Annotated in this window: 24 protein-coding genes; 9 read left to right on the top strand and 15 right to left on the bottom strand. The window is 69.7% G+C overall.

Features of this window, described 5'->3' with window-relative positions:
• Window positions 1–27: 27 nt before the first annotated feature.
• Entirely contained in the window at window positions 28–936 is a 909-nt protein-coding gene (locus ABEA43_RS30540; RefSeq protein WP_345567153.1) for a hypothetical protein, read from the bottom strand.
• Window positions 933–1265 carry a PadR family transcriptional regulator gene (locus ABEA43_RS30535; protein ID WP_345567151.1) on the bottom strand — a complete coding sequence of 111 codons (333 nt, stop codon included), beginning with the start codon at window positions 1263–1265 and terminating at the stop codon, window positions 933–935. The genes ABEA43_RS30540 and ABEA43_RS30535 overlap by 4 nt, the downstream gene beginning before the upstream one ends.
• 244 nt (window positions 1266–1509) lie before the next feature.
• Here ABEA43_RS30535 and ABEA43_RS30530 point away from each other — a divergent pair, with 244 nt between their 5' ends.
• From ABEA43_RS30530 to ABEA43_RS30520, 3 genes are all read left to right on the top strand, one after another.
• On the top strand, window positions 1510–3081 hold the full coding sequence (locus ABEA43_RS30530) for a serine/threonine-protein kinase (RefSeq protein WP_345567149.1): 1572 nt from the start codon (window positions 1510–1512) through the stop codon (window positions 3079–3081).
• 62 nt (window positions 3082–3143) lie between these two features.
• Window positions 3144–3458: a hypothetical protein gene (locus ABEA43_RS30525; protein ID WP_345567147.1), complete on the top strand. Its 315-nt coding sequence runs from the start codon at window positions 3144–3146 to the stop codon at window positions 3456–3458.
• Window positions 3459–3622: 164 nt separating this feature from the next.
• Window positions 3623–4585, top strand: a complete 963-nt coding sequence (locus ABEA43_RS30520) for an RCC1 domain-containing protein (RefSeq protein ID WP_345567145.1) — start codon at window positions 3623–3625, stop codon at window positions 4583–4585.
• Between the two features lie 133 nt (window positions 4586–4718).
• On the opposite strand, the gene ABEA43_RS30515 is transcribed toward ABEA43_RS30520, so the two are convergent.
• The 4 genes from ABEA43_RS30515 to ABEA43_RS30500 form a co-directional block, all read right to left on the bottom strand.
• The gene (locus ABEA43_RS30515) at window positions 4719–6059 is read right to left on the bottom strand and encodes an aspartyl protease family protein (protein WP_345567143.1); all 1341 of its coding nucleotides are present in this window, start codon (window positions 6057–6059) and stop codon (window positions 4719–4721) included.
• 100 nt (window positions 6060–6159) lie between these two features.
• Window positions 6160–6741: a hypothetical protein gene (locus tag ABEA43_RS30510; RefSeq protein ID WP_345567142.1), complete on the bottom strand. Its 582-nt coding sequence runs from the start codon at window positions 6739–6741 to the stop codon at window positions 6160–6162.
• A gap of 105 nt (window positions 6742–6846) precedes the next feature.
• Window positions 6847–7257, bottom strand: a complete 411-nt coding sequence (locus ABEA43_RS30505; RefSeq protein ID WP_345567140.1) for a VOC family protein — start codon at window positions 7255–7257, stop codon at window positions 6847–6849.
• Window positions 7254–8099: a sigma-70 family RNA polymerase sigma factor gene (locus tag ABEA43_RS30500; protein ID WP_345567138.1), complete on the bottom strand. Its 846-nt coding sequence runs from the start codon at window positions 8097–8099 to the stop codon at window positions 7254–7256. Before ABEA43_RS30500 ends, ABEA43_RS30505 begins: the two co-directional genes overlap by 4 nt.
• A 137-nt stretch (window positions 8100–8236) precedes the next feature.
• Between ABEA43_RS30500 and ABEA43_RS30495 the strand changes: the two genes are divergently transcribed.
• From ABEA43_RS30495 to ABEA43_RS30485, 3 genes are all read left to right on the top strand, one after another.
• Complete coding sequence (locus ABEA43_RS30495) at window positions 8237–8629, top strand: VOC family protein (RefSeq protein WP_345567136.1); 393 nt, start codon at window positions 8237–8239, stop codon at window positions 8627–8629.
• A 68-nt stretch (window positions 8630–8697) separates the two neighbouring features.
• The gene (locus ABEA43_RS30490) at window positions 8698–9138 is read left to right on the top strand and encodes a YdeI/OmpD-associated family protein (protein ID WP_345567134.1); all 441 of its coding nucleotides are present in this window, start codon (window positions 8698–8700) and stop codon (window positions 9136–9138) included.
• Between the two features lie 51 nt (window positions 9139–9189).
• Window positions 9190–9879 carry a DUF899 domain-containing protein gene (locus ABEA43_RS30485; RefSeq protein ID WP_345567132.1) on the top strand — a complete coding sequence of 230 codons (690 nt, stop codon included), beginning with the start codon at window positions 9190–9192 and terminating at the stop codon, window positions 9877–9879.
• A gap of 12 nt (window positions 9880–9891) precedes the next feature.
• Here ABEA43_RS30485 and ABEA43_RS30480 read toward each other — a convergent pair whose 3' ends face one another.
• From ABEA43_RS30480 to ABEA43_RS30440, 9 genes are all read right to left on the bottom strand, one after another.
• Window positions 9892–10947: a VWA domain-containing protein gene (locus tag ABEA43_RS30480; protein ID WP_345567130.1), complete on the bottom strand. Its 1056-nt coding sequence runs from the start codon at window positions 10945–10947 to the stop codon at window positions 9892–9894.
• A complete protein-coding gene (locus ABEA43_RS30475; protein ID WP_345567129.1) occupies window positions 10948–11898 on the bottom strand; it encodes a VWA domain-containing protein in 951 nt (316 codons plus the stop codon).
• Window positions 11895–12779: a DUF58 domain-containing protein gene (locus ABEA43_RS30470; protein WP_345567127.1), complete on the bottom strand. Its 885-nt coding sequence runs from the start codon at window positions 12777–12779 to the stop codon at window positions 11895–11897. The genes ABEA43_RS30475 and ABEA43_RS30470 overlap by 4 nt, the downstream gene beginning before the upstream one ends.
• A gap of 4 nt (window positions 12780–12783) precedes the next feature.
• Window positions 12784–13773, bottom strand: a complete 990-nt coding sequence (locus ABEA43_RS30465) for an AAA family ATPase (RefSeq protein ID WP_345567125.1) — start codon at window positions 13771–13773, stop codon at window positions 12784–12786.
• A gap of 29 nt (window positions 13774–13802) precedes the next feature.
• Window positions 13803–14591, bottom strand: coding sequence for a S1C family serine protease (locus ABEA43_RS30460; protein ID WP_345567123.1), 789 nt, complete (start codon window positions 14589–14591; stop codon window positions 13803–13805).
• A 73-nt stretch (window positions 14592–14664) separates the two neighbouring features.
• Complete coding sequence (locus tag ABEA43_RS30455; protein ID WP_345567122.1) at window positions 14665–16458, bottom strand: ATP-binding protein; 1794 nt, start codon at window positions 16456–16458, stop codon at window positions 14665–14667.
• Window positions 16455–17579, bottom strand: a complete 1125-nt coding sequence (locus tag ABEA43_RS30450; protein ID WP_345567121.1) for a hypothetical protein — start codon at window positions 17577–17579, stop codon at window positions 16455–16457. Before ABEA43_RS30450 ends, ABEA43_RS30455 begins: the two co-directional genes overlap by 4 nt.
• A 102-nt stretch (window positions 17580–17681) precedes the next feature.
• Entirely contained in the window at window positions 17682–18467 is a 786-nt protein-coding gene (locus ABEA43_RS30445) for an SDR family NAD(P)-dependent oxidoreductase (protein ID WP_345567119.1), read from the bottom strand.
• 64 nt (window positions 18468–18531) lie between these two features.
• On the bottom strand, window positions 18532–19548 hold the full coding sequence (locus ABEA43_RS30440) for a hypothetical protein (protein WP_345567117.1): 1017 nt from the start codon (window positions 19546–19548) through the stop codon (window positions 18532–18534).
• 103 nt (window positions 19549–19651) lie between these two features.
• Here ABEA43_RS30440 and ABEA43_RS30435 point away from each other — a divergent pair, with 103 nt between their 5' ends.
• The 3 genes from ABEA43_RS30435 to ABEA43_RS30425 all read left to right on the top strand — a co-directional run bounded on the left by ABEA43_RS30435 (window position 19652) and on the right by ABEA43_RS30425 (window position 22551).
• Window positions 19652–20611 carry a TetR/AcrR family transcriptional regulator C-terminal domain-containing protein gene (locus ABEA43_RS30435; protein WP_345567115.1) on the top strand — a complete coding sequence of 320 codons (960 nt, stop codon included), beginning with the start codon at window positions 19652–19654 and terminating at the stop codon, window positions 20609–20611.
• A 101-nt stretch (window positions 20612–20712) separates the two neighbouring features.
• Window positions 20713–21015: a hypothetical protein gene (locus ABEA43_RS30430; protein ID WP_345567114.1), complete on the top strand. Its 303-nt coding sequence runs from the start codon at window positions 20713–20715 to the stop codon at window positions 21013–21015.
• A 48-nt stretch (window positions 21016–21063) separates the two neighbouring features.
• Window positions 21064–22551, top strand: a complete 1488-nt coding sequence (locus ABEA43_RS30425) for a serine/threonine-protein kinase (protein WP_345567113.1) — start codon at window positions 21064–21066, stop codon at window positions 22549–22551.
• The last annotated feature ends 8 nt before the right edge of the window (window positions 22552–22559 follow it).

The following is a 22559-nucleotide window of genomic DNA, read 5'->3' as shown; positions in this document are numbered from 1 at the left end:
AGACCTCACCCTGGACGACCTGCTGCCTCAAGAAGCCGAGGCCCGTCTCGGGCCGCAGGCAGCCGCGGCGGCGAAGGCCAGGGCCGCGCACCCGAGTTGGGCGAGAGCCGTCGGCAGGCCGCCCAGGGCCGCCGCCGGCAGGAACAGCAGCAGCGCCGCCCGCCGCCCCGCGACCGACCGGCAGGCGTACCCGGCCGCCAGCGCCACCACGACAAGCCATGGCACAGGTTTCCAGAACACGACGTCGTGGTGGACCATCACGTTGAGCCAGCGCACGAGGGCCTTGCCGGCGATCAGTCCGATCAGCGCGAGCGGCCCCCACAGCAGGAAGGCGCGCCGGGAGATGAGCGAGATCGCGCGATGCGCCGTAGGGATGAAGGCGATGACGACCGCGGACAGCTCGGCCAGCAGGACGGGGCCGGGGTTCGGGCGCATCATTGCCTCCAGGTCCAGCAGGTACGGGTGCCCGGCCCGGTACAGATAGAACGCGAAGGCGACCGCCCCGAGCACGGCGATCCACCGGCGGGCGAAGAGCACGGCCAGCATGGGCAGGGCCGCGACGACGACCGTCTCCGGCACGAACGGGATCCAGGTCGGCCGTTGCAGCACGGCGGCGACGCCGCGGGTGTGCAGGGACTCGGCGGCCAGCACCACCTCGGTCGCCAAGACGCTGGCCAGCATCAGGAACGGCCACAGCGCGACGGCGAGGACCAGTCCGTCCCGCCAGGCGGGCGCGGAGACCGGCCCGAAGGCCCGTCGGCCGTGCACGCGCAGCGCGCCCCCCACCAGGTCGGCCGCCTCTGCCGGGCGCGGGCGGGTCTGGCCGGGACGCGCCCCCGCCAGCAGAACGCCGATCATCTCCTCCTCGTGCCGCGCCCGGTGGTCGCGCGGGTAGCAGGCCAGGAGGCGCCGATAGCGGGCTTCGAACGGACTCATGCCGTGCCTCCCGAGCCGGCGACGCGCAGGCGTACGGTGGCCGCGCGCGCGTGCCGGCGCATCCGCTCGGCCTCGGCCGCCAGCCTGGTCGCGCCATCGCCGGTCAGCCTGTAGTAGCGCCGCATCCTGCCGTCCACGATCTCCTCCCGGTCCTCGGCGATGAGGCCCTCCTCCTGAAGGCGGTCGAAAGCCGCGTACAGGGTGCCGGCGCGCAGGCGGACCTGCCCGTCGGAGATGCGTTCCACGTCGATGATGACGCCGTACCCGTGCTGTGGACCGGCAGCGAGCGCGGTCAGGATCAGGAAGGTGGGCTCCTGCATCTGCCTCATGTGATCAATATATACCGGTCATCTACCTATAAGGCGAGCGACGTAACCGGGCTGCCGACCGTACTGGTGCCACCGGCCGAGCAGGCCGCGCACCAGGAAGATCGTCGGAGGGCCCTCGGTGGGCAGGCGGTGCGGGATAGCCTGGGGCGGGTCATGAGATCGCCATGGATGGCGGGGGGAGCCGGTGACGGACTCGCGGGTGGTGGGCTTAGACGGCCCGGGACGCATCGGTGAGCATCAGGTCGTGCGGCTTCTCGGCGAAGGCGGGCAGGGCGCGGTCTACCTGGCGCAGTCGCCCGCCGGCGAGCGCGTGGCGGTCAAGGTGCTGCACGGGCGGCTCGCCGCCGATCCTGAGGTACGGCGCCGATTCCTGCGCGAGGCGGAGGTCGCCGCCAGCGTCGCGCCGTTCTGCACCGCGCGGGTGATCGGCACCGGGATGCTGGGCGAGCAGCCGTACATCGTCAGCGAATACGTCCCGGGTCCGTCGCTCGACGAGCTGGTCAAGCGGGACGGGCCGCGTACTGGAGGCGGGCTGGACCGGCTGGCGATCAGTACGTTGACCGCCCTCGCCTCGATCCACCGCGCCGGGATCGTGCACCGCGACTTCAAGCCGGGCAACGTGATCCTCGGGCCCGAGGGACCGGTCGTGATCGACTTCGGCATCGCCCGGACCCTCGACGCCGTGGCCACCATCAGCCATGCGGCCGGCACTCCGGCGTACATGTCGCCGGAGCAGCTCGGCGACCAGGCGGTCACGTTAGCCTCGGACATGTTCTCGTGGGCGGCCACGATGGTGTTCGCGGCGACCGGGCGCAGGGCCTTCACCGGCTCCAACGTGCCGGTGATCATGTATGCCATCCTGCACAGCCCGCCTGACCTGTCCGGGGTGCCTGAGCCGCTGCGCGCGATGGTGGCGGCCTGCCTGGCCAAGGACCCCGCCGACCGGCCGACGACCGGGGACCTGCTGCGCGACCTCACCTCCGGTGACGGCCGGGGCGGCGCGGCCGAGCGTACGTTCGTGGACCAGGCCTTGCCCCCCGCCGCGCCCTCGGTGCTGGACGGGGCAACGGCGCGGCCCAGGCGCTCGCGCGGGGGGCTGCTCGTGGCCGGGGCCGTGCTGGTGGCGCTGGCCGTGACGGCGGGCGTCCTGCTCGTGCCCTCCTGGTTGTCCGGGAACGAGGGCGGCGGCGAGAAGGCCACCGCCCCGCTCGTGATCGACTACAAGGCGTACCCGACGGTGGACGTGGCGCAGGGCTTCGACGGCGCCGCGGCCGGCTACGACGGCTATCAGCCCTACGGCGACGAGGCGATGCCGGCGATCAAGGTCGGCGGCGGCAGGCTCTCCGGCCAGGGTCAGGGCCCGTTCTTCGGCTGGTTCGCCCTGCCCGGGGCGCCATCCTCCGGCGACACGGTCAGCGTGATCACCGTGGGCGCGTTCGCGGGCACCGGGGAGGCGGAGGACAGCGTGTTCGTCGGCCGGGTCAAGGACGCGAACAACTACATCGGCGCCTGGTACAACAACACCCGCAAGGAGATCGGCATCGACGTGCTGGTCGACGGCAAGTTCCGGCACGAACCGAACAGCGCCAGTCTGCCGCTCGCGCCCGGAGACCGCCTCGCCCTGGTGTTGTCCGGCGGCACCACGATCACCTCGTACGCCGAGACCGGCGGCACCTGGCGGCGCCTGACCACCTCCCGTATCGACCTGCTGACCACGCCGCAGGAACGGGCGCGGTGGCGGCACGGGTTCGGCCTGCGCGGCATGACCGGCACGATCGCCCTGGACGCCGCCGAGGGGCACAGCGCCCACGGGTGATCTCGGCTGAGGAGACTGCGTACTACATACCTGGTGGCTATCGCCCCGAGAGGTTCGGCTGGTTGTCGATCACCTGGGGTGAGCCGCTGGAGTCGTCCTGGTTCAGCCTGGCGCTGCGCGGGGACCGCCTCGGCGAGATGGACCGCTTCGTCGGCCGAGTGGTGGCCGGGGTCGAGCTGCTCGAATGGACGGCCGACGGCGCGCGCATCTCGGCGACGTGGCTCTGTACTTCGACTTCGGCGGTGAACACTTCGCACCCGCCGATCGGCCCGCCACCTTGTCCGCCTGATACACCCCAGGTGGACAGAGATCATCGTGCGGCCCACATTTTCTCCATAAAACGACCATATTTGTATGGATGTCCCGGTAACGAATAAATAAAGGAGCCGCTTCGCAATCCTCACTGCTGCCATGATCGCCCAGTCAACCATCGAGTTGATGGGATTCGTCATGCGAACCCAAACGGGCCGTACAGCCCCGAACAGCTCGATAAGGGACCATGCCACGTCAGGGGGACTTCATGTTTGATAGACGTCAACTCATGCGTACGGTCGCGCTCGGTCTGCCGGCCGCCTTACTGGGCGGGACGGTTTCGCACGCATCCGCAGCGCAAGCCCGTTCAGGGACGAACCCGATCGCAGACGAACCGCCGGAGTGCACCCCTACCGGCAAGGTCATCCAATGGGGCCCGGCCGGCGCCCCGGCGGTGCCGGCGGCCGGATCGTCGGGGGTGACTGCCATCTCCAGCGGGGTATGCGCGAACCTGTACAACCTGATGCTCAAGGATGGACGGGTCACCACCTGGGGGAACTTCAATTTCCAGGACACCAACCAGCAGCGGTTGTCCCGAGTGCCCGTCGCGGCGACCAAGGATGTCACGGCGATCGCGACGGCCGGCATGTTCTCCCTCGCGCTCAGAGACGGTGGCGTGATCATCTGGGGCGGTACGTCCGACACTCAGTTAACCGTCCCCGAAGCGGCGAAATCCGGTGTCACCGCAATCGCCGGCGCGAATGGGGGAACCTCGTCCGGCCTTTTCCTCAAGGACGGCGGCGTTATCCAATGGCGTGGACAGGCCACCCTGCCTGACGAAGCGAAGGAGGGTATCGTCGCGATTTCCACGAGTTACCATTCTCTCGCACTGCGGGAGGACGGCCGCGTCATCACCTGGGCGCCCACCCTTACCCCGAACCTGGCGGTGCCGGCTGAAGCGCAGTCCGGTGTCACCGCCATCTCCGCAGGCGCCGGTTTCAGCCTCGCCCTCAAAGACGGTGGCGTGATCGCATGGGGCGGAAACGACTACGGGCAACTGGAAGTCCCGTACGAGGCGCAGTCCGATGTCGTCAAGATCTCCGCGGGAAATATGGCCAGCATGGCGTTGACCGCCGGCGGCCAAGTCATTGTGTGGGCGTACAACGGCAACGGTCAGCTCAACGTCCCCGCTGCGGCGAACTGCGCGGTGAGTGCCATCTCGTGCGGGTACCTCTGCCTGGCCCTGCAGTGACGGATTTCTGAGCCGGTCTCGGGGCCGGGCCCGCCCGCAGAATCCGCGCCAGGTGCGCCCGGCTGATCGAGGCGACCGCACCCCCGGGTGAAGAGGCTCCAGGTGGAGTGGCAAGCGATGCTCCGGCCGAGTTTCACGTGTCCGGGTTCATGGAGTCGCCGGTGATGTACAAATTCATGTGGGTGTAGTCGAACGTGATGGCGAACGGCTTGAAGAAGTCGTGGGTGAAGTTGGCGATGGTGTCGAACTTCATCCCGGCGCCGACCTTGGGCTTCTCCTCCGCCCATCCCTTGATCCGCCGCCGCGTCGCCTTGCCCAGACTGATCTCCGCCGGCGCGATGGGGTAGCGCACCCCGCCCCGTCCCTGCTCGGGCTCGCCAAGCTCGATGCCGGCGCGTTCGGCGAAGTCGAGGGAGGTGCCGACGCCCCGGCCAGGGCCGCCGGTGTCGAAGGTGACGACCCGGGGCCCGAAGTCGTTGAGCGAGCCCAGCGTGCAGGGGAAATGGTCTTTCGCCAGCCACAGCGGCAGGACATCGCCCTTGAGCCGTGCGGCCTCGGCGCGGAATCTACGCAGGTTGGCGCCGGTCTTGCGGCGCATGACGAACTGCTGGTGGCCGTAGTCCATGGTGGTCAGGAAATGGTAGAAGTGCACGGTGCCGATGGTGCCCTGCGCCTCGGTGCCGTCGGGCAGGTCCGGCCGGTCGGCCTCGTTCCAATGGACGGGCACGTTGCGGACCTCGAGGTCGCCGATACGCACCGACTTGGCGATGCCGTAGTACATCGTGAACTGCTGCCCGTCGGCGCTTCCCCTGCTCTCGGAGATCACCTCCAGGCCGGCCTCCTTCGCCAGTTGCATGCTGAGGCCGGCCGTGGTCGCTCCCGTGTCGAGCTGGAAGATCCTCGGCTGTGTTCCGTTGATGGAGATCATCATGTGGGGTAGGGGTTCGAGCCCGAGCAAGGGGATCCGGGTGCTCTGCGGGCCGTGCACCCGCCAGGGGATGCCGCGGATCGTCTCGTACAGCTTGGCGGTGGCGAGGTCGGTCTGCGAGCCGGTCAGCTCGCCGCGTTTGCGCAGCCAGGGTACGGCTTCCGACAGCCTGTCCTGGCGGACGTAACAGTCCGCGAGCTGGTAGAGGGAGAATTCGTCGTCGGGCTTCAGGCTGACGGCGCGTTTGAGGAATCGCTCGGCGTCGGCGAACCGGTTGGACAGCAGAGCGATGTACCCGATCTGCGCGGCGGCCTGGGCGTTGTCGGCGTTCTCCGCCAGCCGGCGCCGGTAGCCTTGCTCGGCACGCCTGAACTGGCCGTCCTTGAACAGTTGGTCGGGGTCGTCGGCGGACCGCGGAGCGGCGGCCATCGCGCTCGGCCCACCCAGGCCCAGCAGTGGCAGCGCCGCGCCTGCTCCGGCGGCCAAACCCGCGCGTCGCAGGAACTGCCGTCGATCCAGTCCCGAAGAAATCTCTGCATCGTGCATGGCCGGCTCCTGGGGTCTTGGCGAATGCAGCGGCGATCTGCCCGGCCCGTTCCCCGGCGGTCGCGGCGCGGGAGTGCGGGCAGAGGCCTGCGTCAGGAAATCAGCTGCGTTGTTTCCTCCGCGTTGCCGTCCGCGAGCGCGCAGGGGACACGCGCCGCCCGTAGGACCATGCCCCTACGACCAGCGCACCCCCGAGCCCGCCGAAGGCCAGCCCGCCGAACAAGATCATCCATGTCACGCCCTCACTACTGGTGAAGGGCGTCAACGGCGCGAACCGCGGACTCACGCCGCCAAGGATGAGCGGCACCATGACCAGCAGCACCACCCCGTACACCCCCAGACACACCCCCACCCCCCAGGCCGGAACGAGGGGCAGGAAGGCAGGCACCCGCCGTCCAGCGAGAGGCAGGGTCCAGCGCGGAAAGACCATCCCCCACCGATGCACCAACCCAAGAGCGAGGAACACCCCAAGCAACGCCGCCAGCACCGTCAGGTCAACGCCGACAGCCGCCAGCGCACGATAGACGGCGTCCCCATCGCTCTCGACTCCCCGCAGCCAGCTCTCGCCGTCCACGCCCAGGGCGGCACCGCCGAGAGTCCACACCGTCTTCACCCCCGCCCACGGAACCAGCCCGCACAGCAGCACATAGACCACCAGCCGAAGCCGCAGCGAAGCAGCCACACGTCCCTCCCGATGTCGAACACCCGCGACACCCCAAGAGTCCCGCCCCAGGGCGACGGCGCACCTCCCCCGCACGGGGGAAAGGGGGAAACACGCCTGGCGTGGTCACGTCGTTCGTGGCTGGGTGAAGCGCAGCATGTTGCCGGAAGGGTCGAGGAACGCGCAGTCGCGGATGCCGTCGGGCTGGTCGATCGGCTCTTGCATCACGTCGGCGCCCGCGGCCTCGATGTGCTCGAAGATGGCGTCGCAGTCGTCGGTCACGAAGACGAGACGGCCCGGCAGGCCCTCGATCGCCTGCCGGTCGGCGGGCGAGACATCCCGGTGCGCGCCGGGTGGTTCGAGGCGGATCCGCACGTCCGGCTGCGACGGCGAGCCGACGCTGACCCAGCGCGTCCCCTCGGATTCGGGGTCGGGGCGTATCTCGAAGCCGAGCACGTCACGGTAGAAGCTGAGCGCCTCGTGCAGGTCGTGGACGGGGAGGGTGCAGGACGAGAGCTGGAGATTCAGGCTGCTCATCGGCTGTCGCCGGCGCCGAGAAAGACGATGTCCAGGTCGTGGAGCTGGTCCGGGACGGCGTCGATGGCGATGCGGGTGATCTTCGCGTCGTCGATGGTGAACGTGAAGACCGCCTTCGGCCGGCCGCGGTGCGACCAGACGGCCGCCGGGATGCCGTCGACCAGGGCGAGCCGGGCGGCCTGAGCGCGTCCGGCGAAGAAGGCCGCCACCTCGTGGGCGCCGCGGGCGTCGCCGGCCACGGCGTCCGGGTCGAGCAGTTCGAGCAGGGCGGCGAAATCCCCGGTACGGGAGGCGGCCAGGAAGGCGGCGACGATGTCCCGCTTCGGGGACCGCGCGGCGTCGGATGCCCCGGCCGCTCCTTGCACCCGGCGCCGGGCCCGGCTGGCGAGCTGCCGGGCCGCGATCGGGGAGCGGTCGATGATGGGGCCGATCTCGCCGAACGACACGGCGAAGACGTCATGCAGGACGAACGCGAGCCGTTCCGCGGGAGTCAGCGTGTCCAGGACCACCGTCAGCGCGATACCGACCGAGTCGGCCAGCAGCGCCTCATCCTCAGGGCCGGCCTCGACGCCGGCGTGCGGCTCGGGTGGGAGTGCCCCGGCCGGCTCCTCGCGCCTGGTCCGGCGTGATTCGAGCATGTTCAGGCAGACCCGGGCGACGACCGTGGTCAGCCACCCGGCCGGATTCTCCACCTCGGAGGTGTCGGCGCGGCTGACCCGCACCCACGCCTCCTGCACCGCGTCCTCGGCCTCGCCGGGTGAGCCGAGCATCCGGTAGGCCACCGCTTGCAAGCGGTCCTGGTGCTCGGCGAACCGTTCGCTCAGCCAGTCCTGCTCGACCATCTGTCACCCTTTTCCGTCCGGGCCTGTCATACCAATTGACCGGCGAAACCACGCCGATGTGACATCCGGGCCCGGCCGGGATGTCCGTTCTGCCAGTTCAGGCAGCACATACCGCGAGATTTACACGGAGAGAAACCATGTCACTGCAGGTGAGCGCCGTCATGCTCGGCGTCAAGGATCTGGCCCGCGCCAAGAAGTTCTATGCCGAGGGCCTCGGCTGCAAGATCGAGAAGGACACGCGTCACTTCGTGTCGTTCAGCCTGGGTGAGGGGTCCCCGCAGCTGGCACTCTACGAATGGGAGGCGGCGGCACAGGACGCCGGCGTCTCCGCGGAGGGGTCCGGATTCCGCGGTGCCTCATTCCACTTCAACCCCGACTCCAGGGAAATGGTGGACGAGCTGATGCGCAACGCGGTGGCGGCCGGCGGCAGCGTGGTCAAGGAGGCGGCCCCCGCCCAGTGGGGCGGGTACTTCGGCTACTTCAGCGACCCGGACGGCTATCTGTGGAAGGTCACCACCTACGCTTCCTGACGCCAGCCGACAACGCCGGCCCGGGCTCCTCGTTCAAGAGGGGTCCGGGCCCGTAGCAGGAGCAGATCATGAAATTTCGAGCCTACGTCGAGCCTCCGGAGCCCATGAAAGGGCTGGAGGTTCCCGAAGAGGTCGTGGCGGCGCTCGGCGGAGGCGCGCGGCCGAGGGTCGTCATCACGGTCAACGGGCATTCGTGGAAGAGCAGGGTCGCCATCATGCGCGGCCGCCACCTGCTCGGCCTGAGCAACGCCAACCGGCAGGCCGCCGGTGTCGTCACCGGCGACGAGGTCGAGGTCGAGGTGGAATTCGATGCCGAGCCTCCTGCCGTGGTCGAGCCCGCGGACTTCGCCCGCGCCCTCGACGCCGACCCGGTCGCCCGCGCCGCCTACGATCGCCTGGCTCACAGCCGCAAGCGCGAGCACGTACTTGCCATCGAAAGCGCCAAGAAGCCCGAGACCCGCGTACGGCGGATCGAAAGGGCTTTGGCGATGCTGCGGACGAAACGATGAGTTCGGCGGCCGGGGTAGGTCTACCCCTTCACATGGCGAAAGGGAGAGACCATGAGCACGAAAGCACTACCGCCCGTCGTCGACGCCGAGACCTGGCAGCGTCAGCTCGATGACCTGCGTGCCCGGGAGAAGGCCGCGACCAGGGAGCTCGACGCCATCGCCGCGCAGCGCCGCCACCTGCCCATGGTGCGGATGCCGGACTACACGCTCGACGGCGAGAAGGGGCCGGTCCGGCTGGCGGACGTCTTCGACGGCAAGAGCCAGCTGATCGTCTACAACCACATGTGGTCCCCGGGCGCGGAATGGCAGTGCGGCGGGTGTACGGGGTTCACCTCGCAGTTCACCCGGCTGGAGTTCCTGGAGAACTACGACGCCCGGTTCGTCATCGTCACCCAGGGCTCGATCGACGAGGCACTCGCCTACAAGCGGCGTACCGGGAACAAGATGACCTGGTACTCCACCGCGAACAGCCCGTTCGGCACCGACGTCGGCGCGCCGCCCGGCGATGGCTTCGCCGTCAACGTGTTCCTGCGCGACGGCGACACCGTCTATCGCACCTGGCACACCAACGGCCGGGGCACCGAGCAGCTCAGCCACACCTTCGCGTTGATCGACCTGCTGCCGTACGGGCGGCAGGAGGAGTGGCAGGATTCGCCCGACGGCTGGCCGCAGTCGCCTGCCTACAGCCGGTGGCCCTCCGCCGAGGACATCGCCGAGCGCTACGGCCCGGATCCCGCTTAAGAGCTGCTCGGGTCAGCGGGCCGGGGTTCTGGGGCGGTTCCACCAGAGGGAGAGGGACAGGGCCGTGACGATGAGGACGGCGCCGCCGGCCGCGAAGGCGGCGGCGGTGTCGATCCGCTGGTGGATGACGGTGAAGCTGCCGGGCAGGGAGTTGAGCGCGCTCTGGAGCTGGTCGGCGTTCTCCGCGCGGTGGTAGGAGCCGCCGGTGGTCTCGGCTATCTGCTTGAGCGCGGGCTCGTCGATGGTACGAGGGTTGCGCCCCCTGTCGAATCCCCCGCGACCGCCGAAACCGCCGCCCCAGCCGCCGAAGCCGCCGTCGAACTGGGAGTTCTCGCAGACCATCGGGGCCGGGTTCGTGGTGCCGAAGCCGATGGGGAAGACGCGGACGCGGCGCAGGGCCGCCTCCTGGGCGGCGATCTGCGGGTCGACGCCCTGGGTGTTGGCGCCGTCGGTGAGCACGATGATCGCGGCGCCGGCGTAGCCTTCCCCGGGGGTCCCGGGGTTCGCCCCGGTGGCGGCGACCGATGGGTCGACCTCCGCGATCGCGTCGATCGAGGTGAGCATGGCCTGCCCGATCGCGGTGCCGCGGGACACGGTGAGGTTGTCCAGCGCCTCGATCAGCGAATCGGTGTCGTCGGTGGGCGGGACGCGCAGACCCGCGTTGCCCGCGAACGTGACCAGGCCGATGCGCGGCCCGCCCCGCTGCGACTCGACGAACTCCGTGGCGGCCTTCTTCGCGGCGGTGAGGCGGTTGGGTTCGACGTCCGTGGAGCACATGGAGCCGGAGGTGTCGAGCGCGAGCAGGATCGTCGCCGACGTCATCGGCACCGGTACCGACGCCTGGGGTCGCGCGGCCCCGACCGCGAGCAGCGCGAGTCCGCCGATGAACAGGGCCGGGGGGATCTTCCGCGTCCAGCGCGTACGGCCGGGCAGTGCGCTGCGTACGAGCGCGATCGAGGTGACGCGCACGGCGGCCCGCCGGCGGCGGCGCCGCGCCCACTCGCGGATGACGAAGATCAGCGGGATGATCAGCACTGACAGCAGTGCCCAGGGCCATGAGAACGACATTCAGATCACCCGTCCAGACCGGAGCACGGTGATCGCCGCTCCCCCGGTGAGCAGCGCGAGGGCGAGCCCGATCAGGCCGCCGGCGAGGGGCAGCGGCTCGTCGGAGACGGTGAGCCGCAGATCGATCGTGTCGGCGATCCCGTCGAGCCGCGCGGTGTCGGAGGCGGGATGGTAGCCGCCGCCGGTGGTCTGCGCGATCAAGGTGAGGGTTTCCTCTTCGAGCGAGGTCTGCAGATGGTAGCCGTCGACCTTCACCGTCGCCCCGTCCGTGGTGCCGACCCCGACGGTGTGGATGTGGACGTTCGCCTGCTGGGCCAGGGTCGCGGCCTGTTCGACGTCGCCGCCCTGGTCCTGGCCGTCGGAGAAGATCACGATCGTCGCCGACGGCCAGTAGCCGATGTCGGGCGCGGTGCCGTTGCGGCCGACGGCCACCTGCTTGCCGGTGATCGCCGTGAGCGAGGCGGTGATGGCCGCACCCAGTGAGGTGCCGCCGGTGACCTTCAGCCGGTCGATGGCCTTGAGTGCGAGGGAGTGGTCGGCGGCGGGCCGCGCGGTGGTGAGCGCGCCCCGTTCGAACGCGATGACGCCGATGTCGACGCTGTCGGGCTGCGCCGCCACGAACGCGCGGGCCGCCCGCTGCGCGGCCGCCAGCCGGTTGGGCGCGACGTCGTCGGCGCCCATGCTGTTGGAGACGTCGATGGCGAGGATGACGGTGCCCGCGGTCCGCGGCACCGGCAGCATGGCCGCCGGTCCCGCGGTGGCGATCGCGAGCACGCCGACGCCCGCGATCGTCAGGCCGATTCCGAGGTACGCCCGGCGGCCCCCCGGCACGGCCACGCCGGCGGCGGTGAGCGCGGCCGTCCGTCGGCGCGCCGAGACGACGGCCGCCCAGACGAGCGCCGCCGTGAGCAGCAGCCCGACGACCAGCAGCAAGGGAGAGGACAATGTCATGATGACCGGTCCCGGGTTCTGGCGACGACCTCGACGAGCGCTTCGGCCAGGTCGCGGTCGGTGTCGATGCGGTGGACGGGCACCCCGGCCCGGCGCATGCCCGCCGTGAGCCGGGCGTCGCGGGCGTCGACCGCGGCGCGGAAGCGAACCCGCAGCAGCGGGTCGGCGGAGTCGACGACGAGCTGCTCGCCGGTCTCGGCGTCCTCGACCACGATCAGCCCGGCTTCTGGCAGCACGTCGTCGGCCGTGTCCACGATCCGCAGGGCGACCACCTCGTGCCGCCGGGCCAGGCGCTGCAGCGAGCGCTCCCAGTCGCCGTCGCCGATGAAGTCCGACAGCACGACGATGAGTGCGCGGCGGCGCGCGAGCCGTCCGGCCGCGTCGAGCATCTCCGCCAGGTCGGTGGTGGCGCCGCCACGCGCTTCCGAGGTGCGTTCCAGCTCGGCGCCGATCCGCAGCGCGTGCCGCCGGGAGGTGCCGGGCGGCACGACCCGCAGCATCCCGGTGTCGAACAGCAGCGCGCCGACCCGGTTGCCGCCCCTGCCGAACAGCCGGGCGAGGACGAGCGCGAGCTCCGCGAGCACGGCGTGCTTGCCGCGCCCCGGCCGGCCGGCCGCCATCGACGCCGACCGGTCGAGCACGAGCCACACCGTCAGCTCGCGGTCCTCGGTGAACACCCGCAGGTGCGGCTCGTCCAGGCGCGCCGTCACGTTCCAGTCGATGTGCCGGGCGTCGTCGCCGTCGGTGTAGGCGCGCAACCCGGTGAAGTCGATCCCGGAGCCGCGGTGCGTGGTGCGGTGGGCGCCCTGGAGCCGGCCGTCGAGTCTGCGGACGACCTTCCACTCCAGGCGGAGCAGGAGTTTCTCGGGGGCGGTGGCCATGGCTCTAGCGGTTCTGCAGGACGACGTCGGGCGCCCGGACGGCCCCGAGCACCCTGGTGATGATCGTGTCGGCGTCGATCTCGTCCGCCAGGGCCTCGTAGGACAGCACCAGGCGGTGGCGCAGCACGTCGAGCGCGAGCTCGGACAGGTCGTGCGGCAGGACGTAGTCACGCCCGCGCAGGAACGCCAGCGCCCGCGCGCCCGTGACAAGCGCGATGGACGCCCGCGGGCTCGCCCCGTAGGTGACGTACCGCTCCAGTTCGCCGAGCCCGGCCGTGGCGGGAGAACGCGTCACGGCGACCAGCCGCACCGCGTAGTCGATGATCGCCGGATCGACGTACACCTGCTGGGCGCGGGCCCGCATCGCGATCAGGCCCTCGGCCGTCACCATCGGCTGCGGCGGCTCGGGCGGGCGCAGTGCCCGTTCCACGATCGCCTGCTCTTCCGGCTGTGTCGGATAGTCGACGACCACCTTCATCATGAAACGGTCGACCTGCGCTTCGGGCAGCGGGTAGGTGCCCTCCGACTCGATCGGGTTCTCGGTCGCCATGACCAGGAACGGCTCGGGCACCCGGAACGTCTCGCGGCCGATCGTCACCTGATGTTCCTGCATCACTTCCAGCAGGGCGCTCTGCACCTTGGCGGGCGCGCGGTTGATCTCGTCGGCCAGCAGCAGGTTCGCGAACACGGGGCCGAGCTCCGTACGGAACTCCCCGGAGTGCTGGTGGTAGACCCGCGTGCCCACGAGGTCGGCGGGCACCAGGTCGGGGGTGAACTGGACCCGCTGGAAGCTCCCGGCGAACGCGGCGGCCAGCGACCGTACCGCGAGTGTCTTGGCCAGGCCCGGCACGCCCTCGACCAGCAGGTGGCCGTCGGCGATCAGCGCGACGGCCATGCGCTCCAGCAGGGTGTCCTGTCCGACGATCGTGCGCTTGACCTCGAACAGCACCTGTTCGAGCGGGTGGGCCGACTCTGGGGACGTGGTCGAGGTCATATGGTGTGTTCCTTCTCGTGATGCTTCGGTCAGATCCCGATGCCCGGCGGGCCGTCGCCTTCGTCTCCGCCCAGGGCCGCTCCGATCGGCACCGCGAACGCGATCCCGGCGAACGCCTCGTCGCCTCCCGGGTCGGCGATCGAGACGACGATCCCGATGACCAGGCCGCGAGCGTCCAGGAGCGGTCCGCCGGAGCTGCCCGGGTTGACGGAGGCGTCGAACTGGATGAGCCCGCCCAGGTCGCCGTCGTCGGAGGTCCGGTCGGCGGTCCGGTTCAGGCCCGATACGACGCCGGTGGAGACGCTGTAGGTCAGGCCGAGCGGATTGCCGATCGCCACGACGGGCGCGCCCACGGCCACGCCGCCGCCGAGCGTCGCCGGGACGACGATCTCCGGCAGCTTCGCGGGCTTGAGGGTCGCGACGTCGCGCTTGGGGTTCGACGACGAGACCACGGCCTTCGCCTTGGTGCCGTCGGCGAACGTCAGGTTCACGTTCTTCGTACCTTTGATCACGTGATGCGCCGTCAGAATCGTCCCGTCTTCGGCCGCGATCACTCCGGTCCCGAACGACTTCCCCGCCTGGATGACCACCACCGACGGCCCGACCCGCTCGAAGACGTCGGGCACCGTGAGCGTCTTACTGGGCGTCGGGGTCGGCCTGGGCGCGGCCGCCTCGCCGTTCCCACCGCTGCTTCCCAGCCAGTACGCCAGCACCGCCACGACGACAAGTGCGCCGCCAGTGACGGCGTACCACCGAGCCTTCCCGGCCACGGCTCCCTGAGCCTCGGCCGCGTCGGCCTCCTGCGGCGCGCGCTCCATCCCCCCATAGTCATCAAATTGAGCTCAAAGTGCCACAAAGTCCGCCTGAGAGTTCCATGAGAACCGATCGTGGTCACGCCGTGTGCATGCGCCGCGAACGCGCCGGACGCATCTGCACGAAGACCGGATTGCGGAACACCGAGCCCGTCAGCAGGCATTGTCCCTGCCCCAGCGCGGGGACCGTCGACCACAGCGCCTCGTGCACACCACCCGTGGTCGCGCGTACGGGGGCGAGGTTGCCTGCGGACTTCAGCTGATGGATGAACCGGGTGTTCGCCAGCTCGAACAATTCCTCCGGCACGTGACCGGGCTGCTGCGACACCAGCACCAGGCCCATCCAGCGCTTGCGGCCGCGACGGCTGATGACCTGCAGCTGGTCCAGCACCGCGCGCATCCGGCCCGCGCTGGCCCGCGAGACGAACGTGTGCACCTCCTCGATCACCACCAGCACCGGCGGGCGCTGCCGGCCCTCCTTGCCGATGGGCTCGCCGCGAGCCACCGCGATCACCCGGTCGAACAGCGCCTGCAGCAGGAAGGAGATGGCGATGTTGCGGGCGCTGTCGTTGGTCTCGCTCACGTCGAAAACGCTCAGGCGCCGCTCCACGAGGAGCTCGTCGATGTCCAGGTACGGGGTGCTTCTCGTGGGCATCCAGTCGAGCATTCCGGATCTGCCGAGCTTGTACAGCTTGTTCCTCAGCGTGGACGCGGTGGCCTTCTCCGCCGGGCCGGGCCTGCCCGGGAACAGGGGCAGGGCGCCCGTGACAGGGTCCTCCTGCAATCCGTCGATCAGGGCACTGAGGTTGTACGGGCGATCGGGAGGCGGCGGTGCGGGGGCGGCTAGTACGCCCATCTTGCCCGGCCGGCCGGGCCGCTCCGCGTTGCGCCGGGCCTGGGCCGTGATCGCTCCCCACATGCGCACCTGAGGTTCGCTGAGCTCGAGGATGTCCGCGACGATCTCCTCCGGCACGTCGGCGATCGGCACCTTGAAGGGGAAGGGATCGGGCGCGTCCGTCATGCCGGCGTTCGGCACGTAGACCCGGAAATCGGGGATGCCGCGCGGAAGCCGTTCGTCGAAGCCTTCTTCCAGGAGGCGCGCGAGGTGGGGCTCGTCGGTTCCCTGGTCCATGCGTACGTACTCGCCCTCGACGTCGATGGCGACGACCGCCCAGCCGGCGCGAAGCGCCTCCTCCATCAGGACCTGGGTGGTGTTGGACTTGCCCGAGCCCACGGTGCCGAAGATGCCGGCATTACGCGGCAGGAAGCCCTTGTCCGCCGAGTCCGCCTCGACCCTGACGTCGTCGTAGCCGAGCAACGAGCCCAGTTGCATGTCGCCTTCGATGCCGAGCATCCGGCGCAGCCGGCCACTGGGATAGATGAACACCTGGGAGTACGGCCGGGGGCGGGTCGAGGTGGGCAGCACGTTTTCATCCGCGGTGACCTCGCCGAGAATCTCGACCGTGCCGGCGGCGTAGTACGTGGGCCGGAACTGGGTGCGTTCCGGGTGGAGCAGCGTGGTCCTGCTGATGGCCGAATCGGGGCTGATCTCGTGCGGGCTGTGAAAAGGGCCTTCGACGACGCGGCCCAGAAAGGTGATGCCTTGTTCGGTGTCGTCGATGCCCACGTACGCGTCGCGGCGGAAATGGCGGCGCAGCTCTTCCGACACCATGACACCGCTGCTGGAGTTGTCCGTCCCCGGCCCGTCGAAGGCGATGAAGCCGAGCGTGACCAGCGATCGGGCGAGACTGACGGCCGCGGCCTCAAGGTCTGCTTCGGGGATCTCCTGCTCGCACTCCGGGTCGGCGGGGACGTCACGCTCTTCCGGCTCTTCCAGCGGTTCTTCGGCTTCGACCTGGATGTCCGAGCTCATCCTCGTGTCCTCCGTGGATCCAGATCGGTGAGCCCGCGCTCGACCCCGAGCTCCATCAGCCGCGTTTCGATGAAGGTGCGGAACTCCCCTCCCTTGAACATCGTGCGGGCCACGTTGTCGGCGAGGTCGATGTGGAAGGGGAAGCCGCGGGTGGTCGCGGGCGCGCCGCTGTCGGGGAGACCTCGCGTCCAGAGCGCGTCGGCGAGGAAGAGCGCCGCCGCCTCCTCGACCCGGTCTCGATGGCACTCCAGGAGGAACGGACGATGCCCCGCCTTCATCAACAGGATGGCGACCTCCGGCCCCATTTCCGCGATGAAGGCGCGGAACGTCGCCCGGTCGAGATTGTTGAATCCGGACTTGATCCTTCCTGCGTTATCATCGCCGTCCAGGAAACCGGTGAGGTCGTCGGCGAGCGTGCGCAACTCGATGAACTCGCCGGGCTCCAGGACAATGCCGGCGTTGAGCACGTCAAGATCTTCTGGGCTTTCACTGACCGCGATGAAGCGCTGGTCCTTCACATAATTCCGGACGAGCTCGAAAACAGGTGGCAGGTTCTCCTTCGGATGGCCCACGCCCGTACGCAGTTGGAAGGGAATCAGCTCACCGTGGATCATCCGCCAGTCGGCTTTCTGCGCGAGCAGAATTTTGCGTTCGCCGAACAGCATGAGCGCCTGGCTGGCCAGGGTCGTGGTGCCGTGCACCTTCCGGAGATTGTCGAAGAATTCTCTGGCCGTGTCGCCGGTCGTGGTCAGCTCGTGCTCGAAGACCCTCGTCACGAGGCCGACGGATTCGCCGGTGTTGGTGACGATCACCACGCCTATCTGGATCTTCGTCCCGCTCAGGAGAGGTACGGCGGCCACCGTCCCGTCGGAGGCGGCGACGATGCCGGTACGCAGCAGATTTTTGGCCCATTCCATCTTCTCGGGCGACGGGCGCCGGATCTGGCAGCGTAAATCCGGATTTTCGGCAAATATCTCGGCGCGGAGCTGCTCGCGCCGTTCGTGTGAGGCCAGAACGGCCGCATCCACCCGATCCCGCAGATGGTCGAAATACGTTTCGAGATCCATCCATGGCGCGACCGACAGAATGTCGGCAAGGCTGTGTGCGTCAGGCCGTTCCACTGGACCTCCAGCCTCCAGTGACGCTTCGCAACCGATCACCAAACTCTGTTGCAGAGTATCCACGTGAACGACGGAGATCCAGGCCCTATAAGCACCCGGTCATTATCCGTCGTGCAGCTCGGCCAGCAAATCCTGGGAATACGCGATGCGACCGGTGAGCTCGGCGGCCGGGCGGTGGCACAGAGCCAGGGCGGCGTCGGCCATGACCGAAGGCGGCTCGGCGTCCGGGGCGTCTTCGCTGATGAGGCCGTGGAAGAGGGTGCCCGGGGTGGGCACGACCTGGTTGGGCGACAGTGCGTTCACCGCGACGTTGTCGGCGTAGAGCTCGGCGGCCAGGCCGGTGGTGAAGCGTTCGAGTGCGGCCTTGCACATGCCGTACACCGTGCCCCCGCGACCGGCGTACGGGCCGGGCGGGAACGCCGGATGGCGCGCGGCGATCGAGGAGATGTTGAGGATCCAGCCCGCACGGCGTTCCCGCATCCCGGGCAGGACCAGCCGGGCAAGATGGAAGGGCGCGTTGACCTGCACTTCGAACATCAAGTGATAGCGGCGATCGGTGAAGTCCGACACCGGCGTGAAGTAGGTGACGGCGGCGTTGTTGATCAGAATGTCGACCGGGCCGTACCGCTGCTCGGCCGCCCGGATGAGCGCTTCCCTGTCCTGCTCGCGCGACAGGTCGGTGGCTTGGGCGAAGGCGGTGCCGCCGGCCGCCTCGATCTGCGCGACCGTGTCGCCGATCGTCCCTTCGAGGCGGCTCTGCGACGCCTCCACGGTCCGGGCGGCGGCCACCACCTTCGCACCCTCGGCGGCCAGCCGTACGGCTATCGCGGCGCCGATGCCCCTGCTCGCCCCGGTGACGACTGCGACCTTGCCTTCCAGCACGCCCATGGCTGTCCTCTCCTGGGACCCTGGCCGGCTCCGGATCCCTCCATGGCGATACTAGAACGTAATTTTAGAATCTGGCCACCCCCGAGGCGACGGGCGCGGGCCGGTCGCCGGCGGGCGACTCCGCTCTGCGGCGGGCCGCCGCGACGGTCAGAGCCGCCAGCAGCACGGTCACGACGACCGTCACCGCGAACGCGGTCCACGTCGCCGCGTCGGGATGGATCAGCGACTGGCCGCGCATCGCCTGCCACACCGTGATCGCGAACACCGCGGCGTACCCCAGGATGACGACCCCGGTGAGCTGGGCGCGTACGCGTTCATCCCGCAGCCAGCCGATCCGCGCCGCGAGGGCGGAGAGAACCAGCACCGCGAGGACGAACACCTGGACGGAGTGCAGGCCGATGAAGTGCGGGACGCGCAGGTCGCCGCCCACGGTGCTCCAGTTCGTGACCGGCATGCCGTAGCCGTCCGGCGCCCCCACCCCGTGCTGTCCCACCAGCGAGACCGCGTTCCCGTACGCGTCCTCGACCGTCCGGGGGCCGGTCGAGGCCCATCCGCGAATGAAGGAGGCCACCGCCATGCCGAGGACGGACAACCCGATCCCGGCGCGCAGGGCCCAGGTGAGCGCCGTGTCGCCGACCCGCTGGAACAGCAGCATGACGGCGATGAGCAGGCTCGCCCCGAACAAGCCGACCACGCCCGAGGAGAAGATCACCTGCCCGACCTCGTTGAACGTGTCGGTGTTGGTGTTGAAATGGCTGTAGGTGCCGCGGGCGGCCTGCACCGCGATGAAACCGACGTCGATCAGGCCGGTGACGGCGAAGACCGTTCCGAGGGTCCACATCGTGCGCCGCGCCCGGCGAAGCTTCGGCAGCAGCCAGGCGAGCGTCGCCGCGTAGATGACGAACGACACCCCGAACTTCAGCGGCTTCTCCCAGATCGACTGCTGCAGCAGCTCACGACTGTCGGCGAAGAGACCGAAGCCCGCGACGACGACGAGCGCGGACATCGCCGCCACCATGACCATCAACGGCCGGTGCCAGCGGTCGCCCTCTGTTGGTGCGTACGGTGTATCTAATGTCATGCGTACATCGTATTCGGAATGGCGCGAATCCCAAGCTTATAGCGGGATAAAGTGCACTAGTGCGATGATAATTGAACTAGTACACCTGTCCTCAGGAGGTCCCTTGTCAGCGCATCGGCCGGACCCGCCCTACCGGCGTATCGTCGCGGAGTTCCGCGCCCGGATTCTGGCCGGCGACCTGCGGCCGGGCGATCGGGTGCCGTCCATCCGGCAGGTCGCCCAGCGATGGGGCGTCGCGGTCGCGACCGCGACCAAAGTGATGGCGGCGCTGCGCGACGAAGGGCTGGTCGAGGCGAAGGTCGGCGCCGGTACGGTGGTCAGCGCGCGCACGGGCCACCAGCGGCCGGTCGCCCCGGCCACGACCCCGAGACCACGGCAGGCCGGCATCCCCAAGCAGGCGCTGAACCGCGACCAGGTTCTCCGCACCGCCATCGCGATCGCCGACAGCGAGGGGCTCGATGCCGTGTCCATGCGGCGGCTCGCGACCGAGCTCGGCGTCGGCCCGATGTCGCTCTACCGGCACGTGGCGAACAAGGAAGAGCTGGTGACGCAGATGGTCGACGAGGTCTTCGGCGAACCGGAGCTGCCCGTCCCCGGCCCGGAGGGGTGGCGGGCCAAGCTTGAGCTGATCTCCCGCCGGCAATGGGAGCTGGGGCGGCGGCACCTCTGGATGCCCAGGGCCGTCTCGTTCACCCGCCCGCTGCTCGTGCCCAACATGATGGCCCACACCGAGTGGACCCTGCGTGCGCTCGACGGGCTCGACCTGCCCATGACGGTACGGATCCGAGAGGTGCTCACGCTGCACGCACTCGTCGTCACCGTCGCCCTGACCATGGCCGACGAGGTCGAAGCGGAGCAGGAGACCGGCGTGACGCTCACCCGGTGGTGGCTCGCACAGCGGGAACGGGCCGACGAGCTCCTCGGCAGCGGACGGTTCCCGCTGCTGGCCGCGATGTCGCACGAGACGGTGTCGGACGTGGACGGACTGTTCGAGTACAGCCTGGCCCGCCATCTCGACGGGTTCGCCGCCTTGGTGGAGGGCCGCTCCCCGACCCAGACCTGAGGCCGACCTTGACGGCGTGCCTGGCTCAACTATCTTCTCTTAAGAAGCTTTCCTAACAGTGCACTCCCCCGGCCCCACCCCGAACTGCTGGAGGTCAGCAAATGCGCACGAGAAAGCACGCGGTCTTAGCCGCCTCAGCCCTCTTCGCCGCCACTCTCATCGGCACCGCCTCCCCCGCTCAAGCCACTCCCACCGGCTGCACGACAGGCCGGGACGGCAAGACCGCCTGGGCCTACTGCAGTGGCGGCGACGGCAACTACGCGGTCAAGATCTACGTCACCAGCCCCAACCCCATGGTCGGCTCCTGGCCCGAGCACGGCCCCTGCGTCTCCCCCGGGCAGCGCTCCGAGTACACGCCCTACCACAACATCCCCTTCACGGTGTCGGGGATCGCCTACTGCTGACGCTGCTCTTCACGTGCCGGCCCGGCGGGCGTTATGGTCGGGAACCATATGTACGGGATACAAGCGTCAGCCGAGGGAGATCCCGCACAACTGGGCGAGTACGCGCTCATCGGCGTGCTGGGCCGGGGCCGGCGATCGGTCGTCTACCTGGGCCGCTCGGCGAGCGGACAGGTGGCGATCAAACTGCTGCCCCCAGGTGACGCCGAGACCCAGCGCGCGATGGCCGCCGTGGCGGGGCAGGTGACGGAGCCGTCCGCCGCACGGGTGCTGACCACCGGGATGTACGGTGACCGGCTCTACGTCGTCAGCGAATACGCGGAAGGCGTATCGCTGGCGGAGCTGGTCCGCCGGGAGGGCCCGCGTGACGCCGGTCAGGTGCACTGGCTGGCGACCGGCACCGTCGCCGCGCTGGCGGCGATGCACCGGGCGGGGATCGCTCACCTGGACTTCAAGCCGGCCGACGTGCTGCTCGGCCCCCAGGGCGTGAAGGTGATCGACTTCGGGATCGCGCGGTATCCGGACCCGGCGGTCGTGCCCGCGTACTTGTCGCCGGAGCAGGTGGCGGGTCAGCCGGCGGGGCCGCCGTCCGACGTGTTCTCCTGGGCCGCGACGATGATCTACGCGGCGACCGGGATGCCCCCTTTCGGGGAGGACGGCGTTCCGGCCGTGGCCCATCGGGTGTCGTACGCGGCCACGGACCTGTCGCGGCTGCCCCAGCCGCTCCAGCCCATCCTGGACCGATGCCTGGCCAAGCAGCCCAAGCACCGGCCGACGGCACAGGAGGTGCTGGGGTTCCTGCACGGGGACGGGCCGAGCCGGCCGGGTTACGAGCAGCCTCCCACCCAGACGCTCGGCTACGCCCCGACGCTCGCCTTCCCCTCGCCTCCCGCCTACGCTCCGTCTCCCGCCTACGCCCCTCAGCCTTCCTACGCCCCGTCGCCCGGCGCGCCGAGCTATGCGTCGCCGGCCCCGGCGAAGAGCTCGACCGGCTTGGTGGTCGCGCTGTCCGCCGGGATCGTGATCCTGCTCGCGCTGGTCGGCGCCGCCGTGGTGTTCCTGGCCAATCGAGGGCAGCCGGAGCCGATCACGGTCGCCAGCGCCAGCCCCACCGACAGCCCCAGCGCCAGACCCAGCCGCACCGCCAGTGCCAGTCCCACCGCCAGCGCCAGTGCCAGTGCCAGCGCGACGGCTCCCGCCCGCGCCTCAGTGGCGGGCAAGTGGACCGGCACCTACCAGTGCAGCCAAGGCAAAACCGCGCTTGAGCTCACGATCACCGAGCCGTCGCCGGGCAAGCTCAAGGCCGTTTTCGCGTTCAAGGCCGACCCCAGCAACCCCGACGTTCCCTCGGGCTCCTTCGCCATGAGCGGCCGGCTGACCGGACGGGTCCTGGCGCTGGACGGCGAACGCTGGATCGACCGGCCGGGCGACTACCTCATGGTCGGCCTCCGCGCGACCCTCACCGAGGATCGCCCCTCCGCGATCAACGGGCGCGTCGACACCGGGGGCTGCAGCACGTTCACGGTCGAACGGTCCTGACGGGCAAG

The organism is Nonomuraea rosea (assembly GCF_039539705.1).
In the GTDB taxonomy this organism is placed as follows: Bacteria; Actinomycetota; Actinomycetes; order Streptosporangiales; family Streptosporangiaceae; genus Nonomuraea; species Nonomuraea rosea.
The sequence above is the reverse complement of the archived record's forward strand: the minus strand, read 5'-3'. Positions and strand labels throughout refer to the sequence as shown.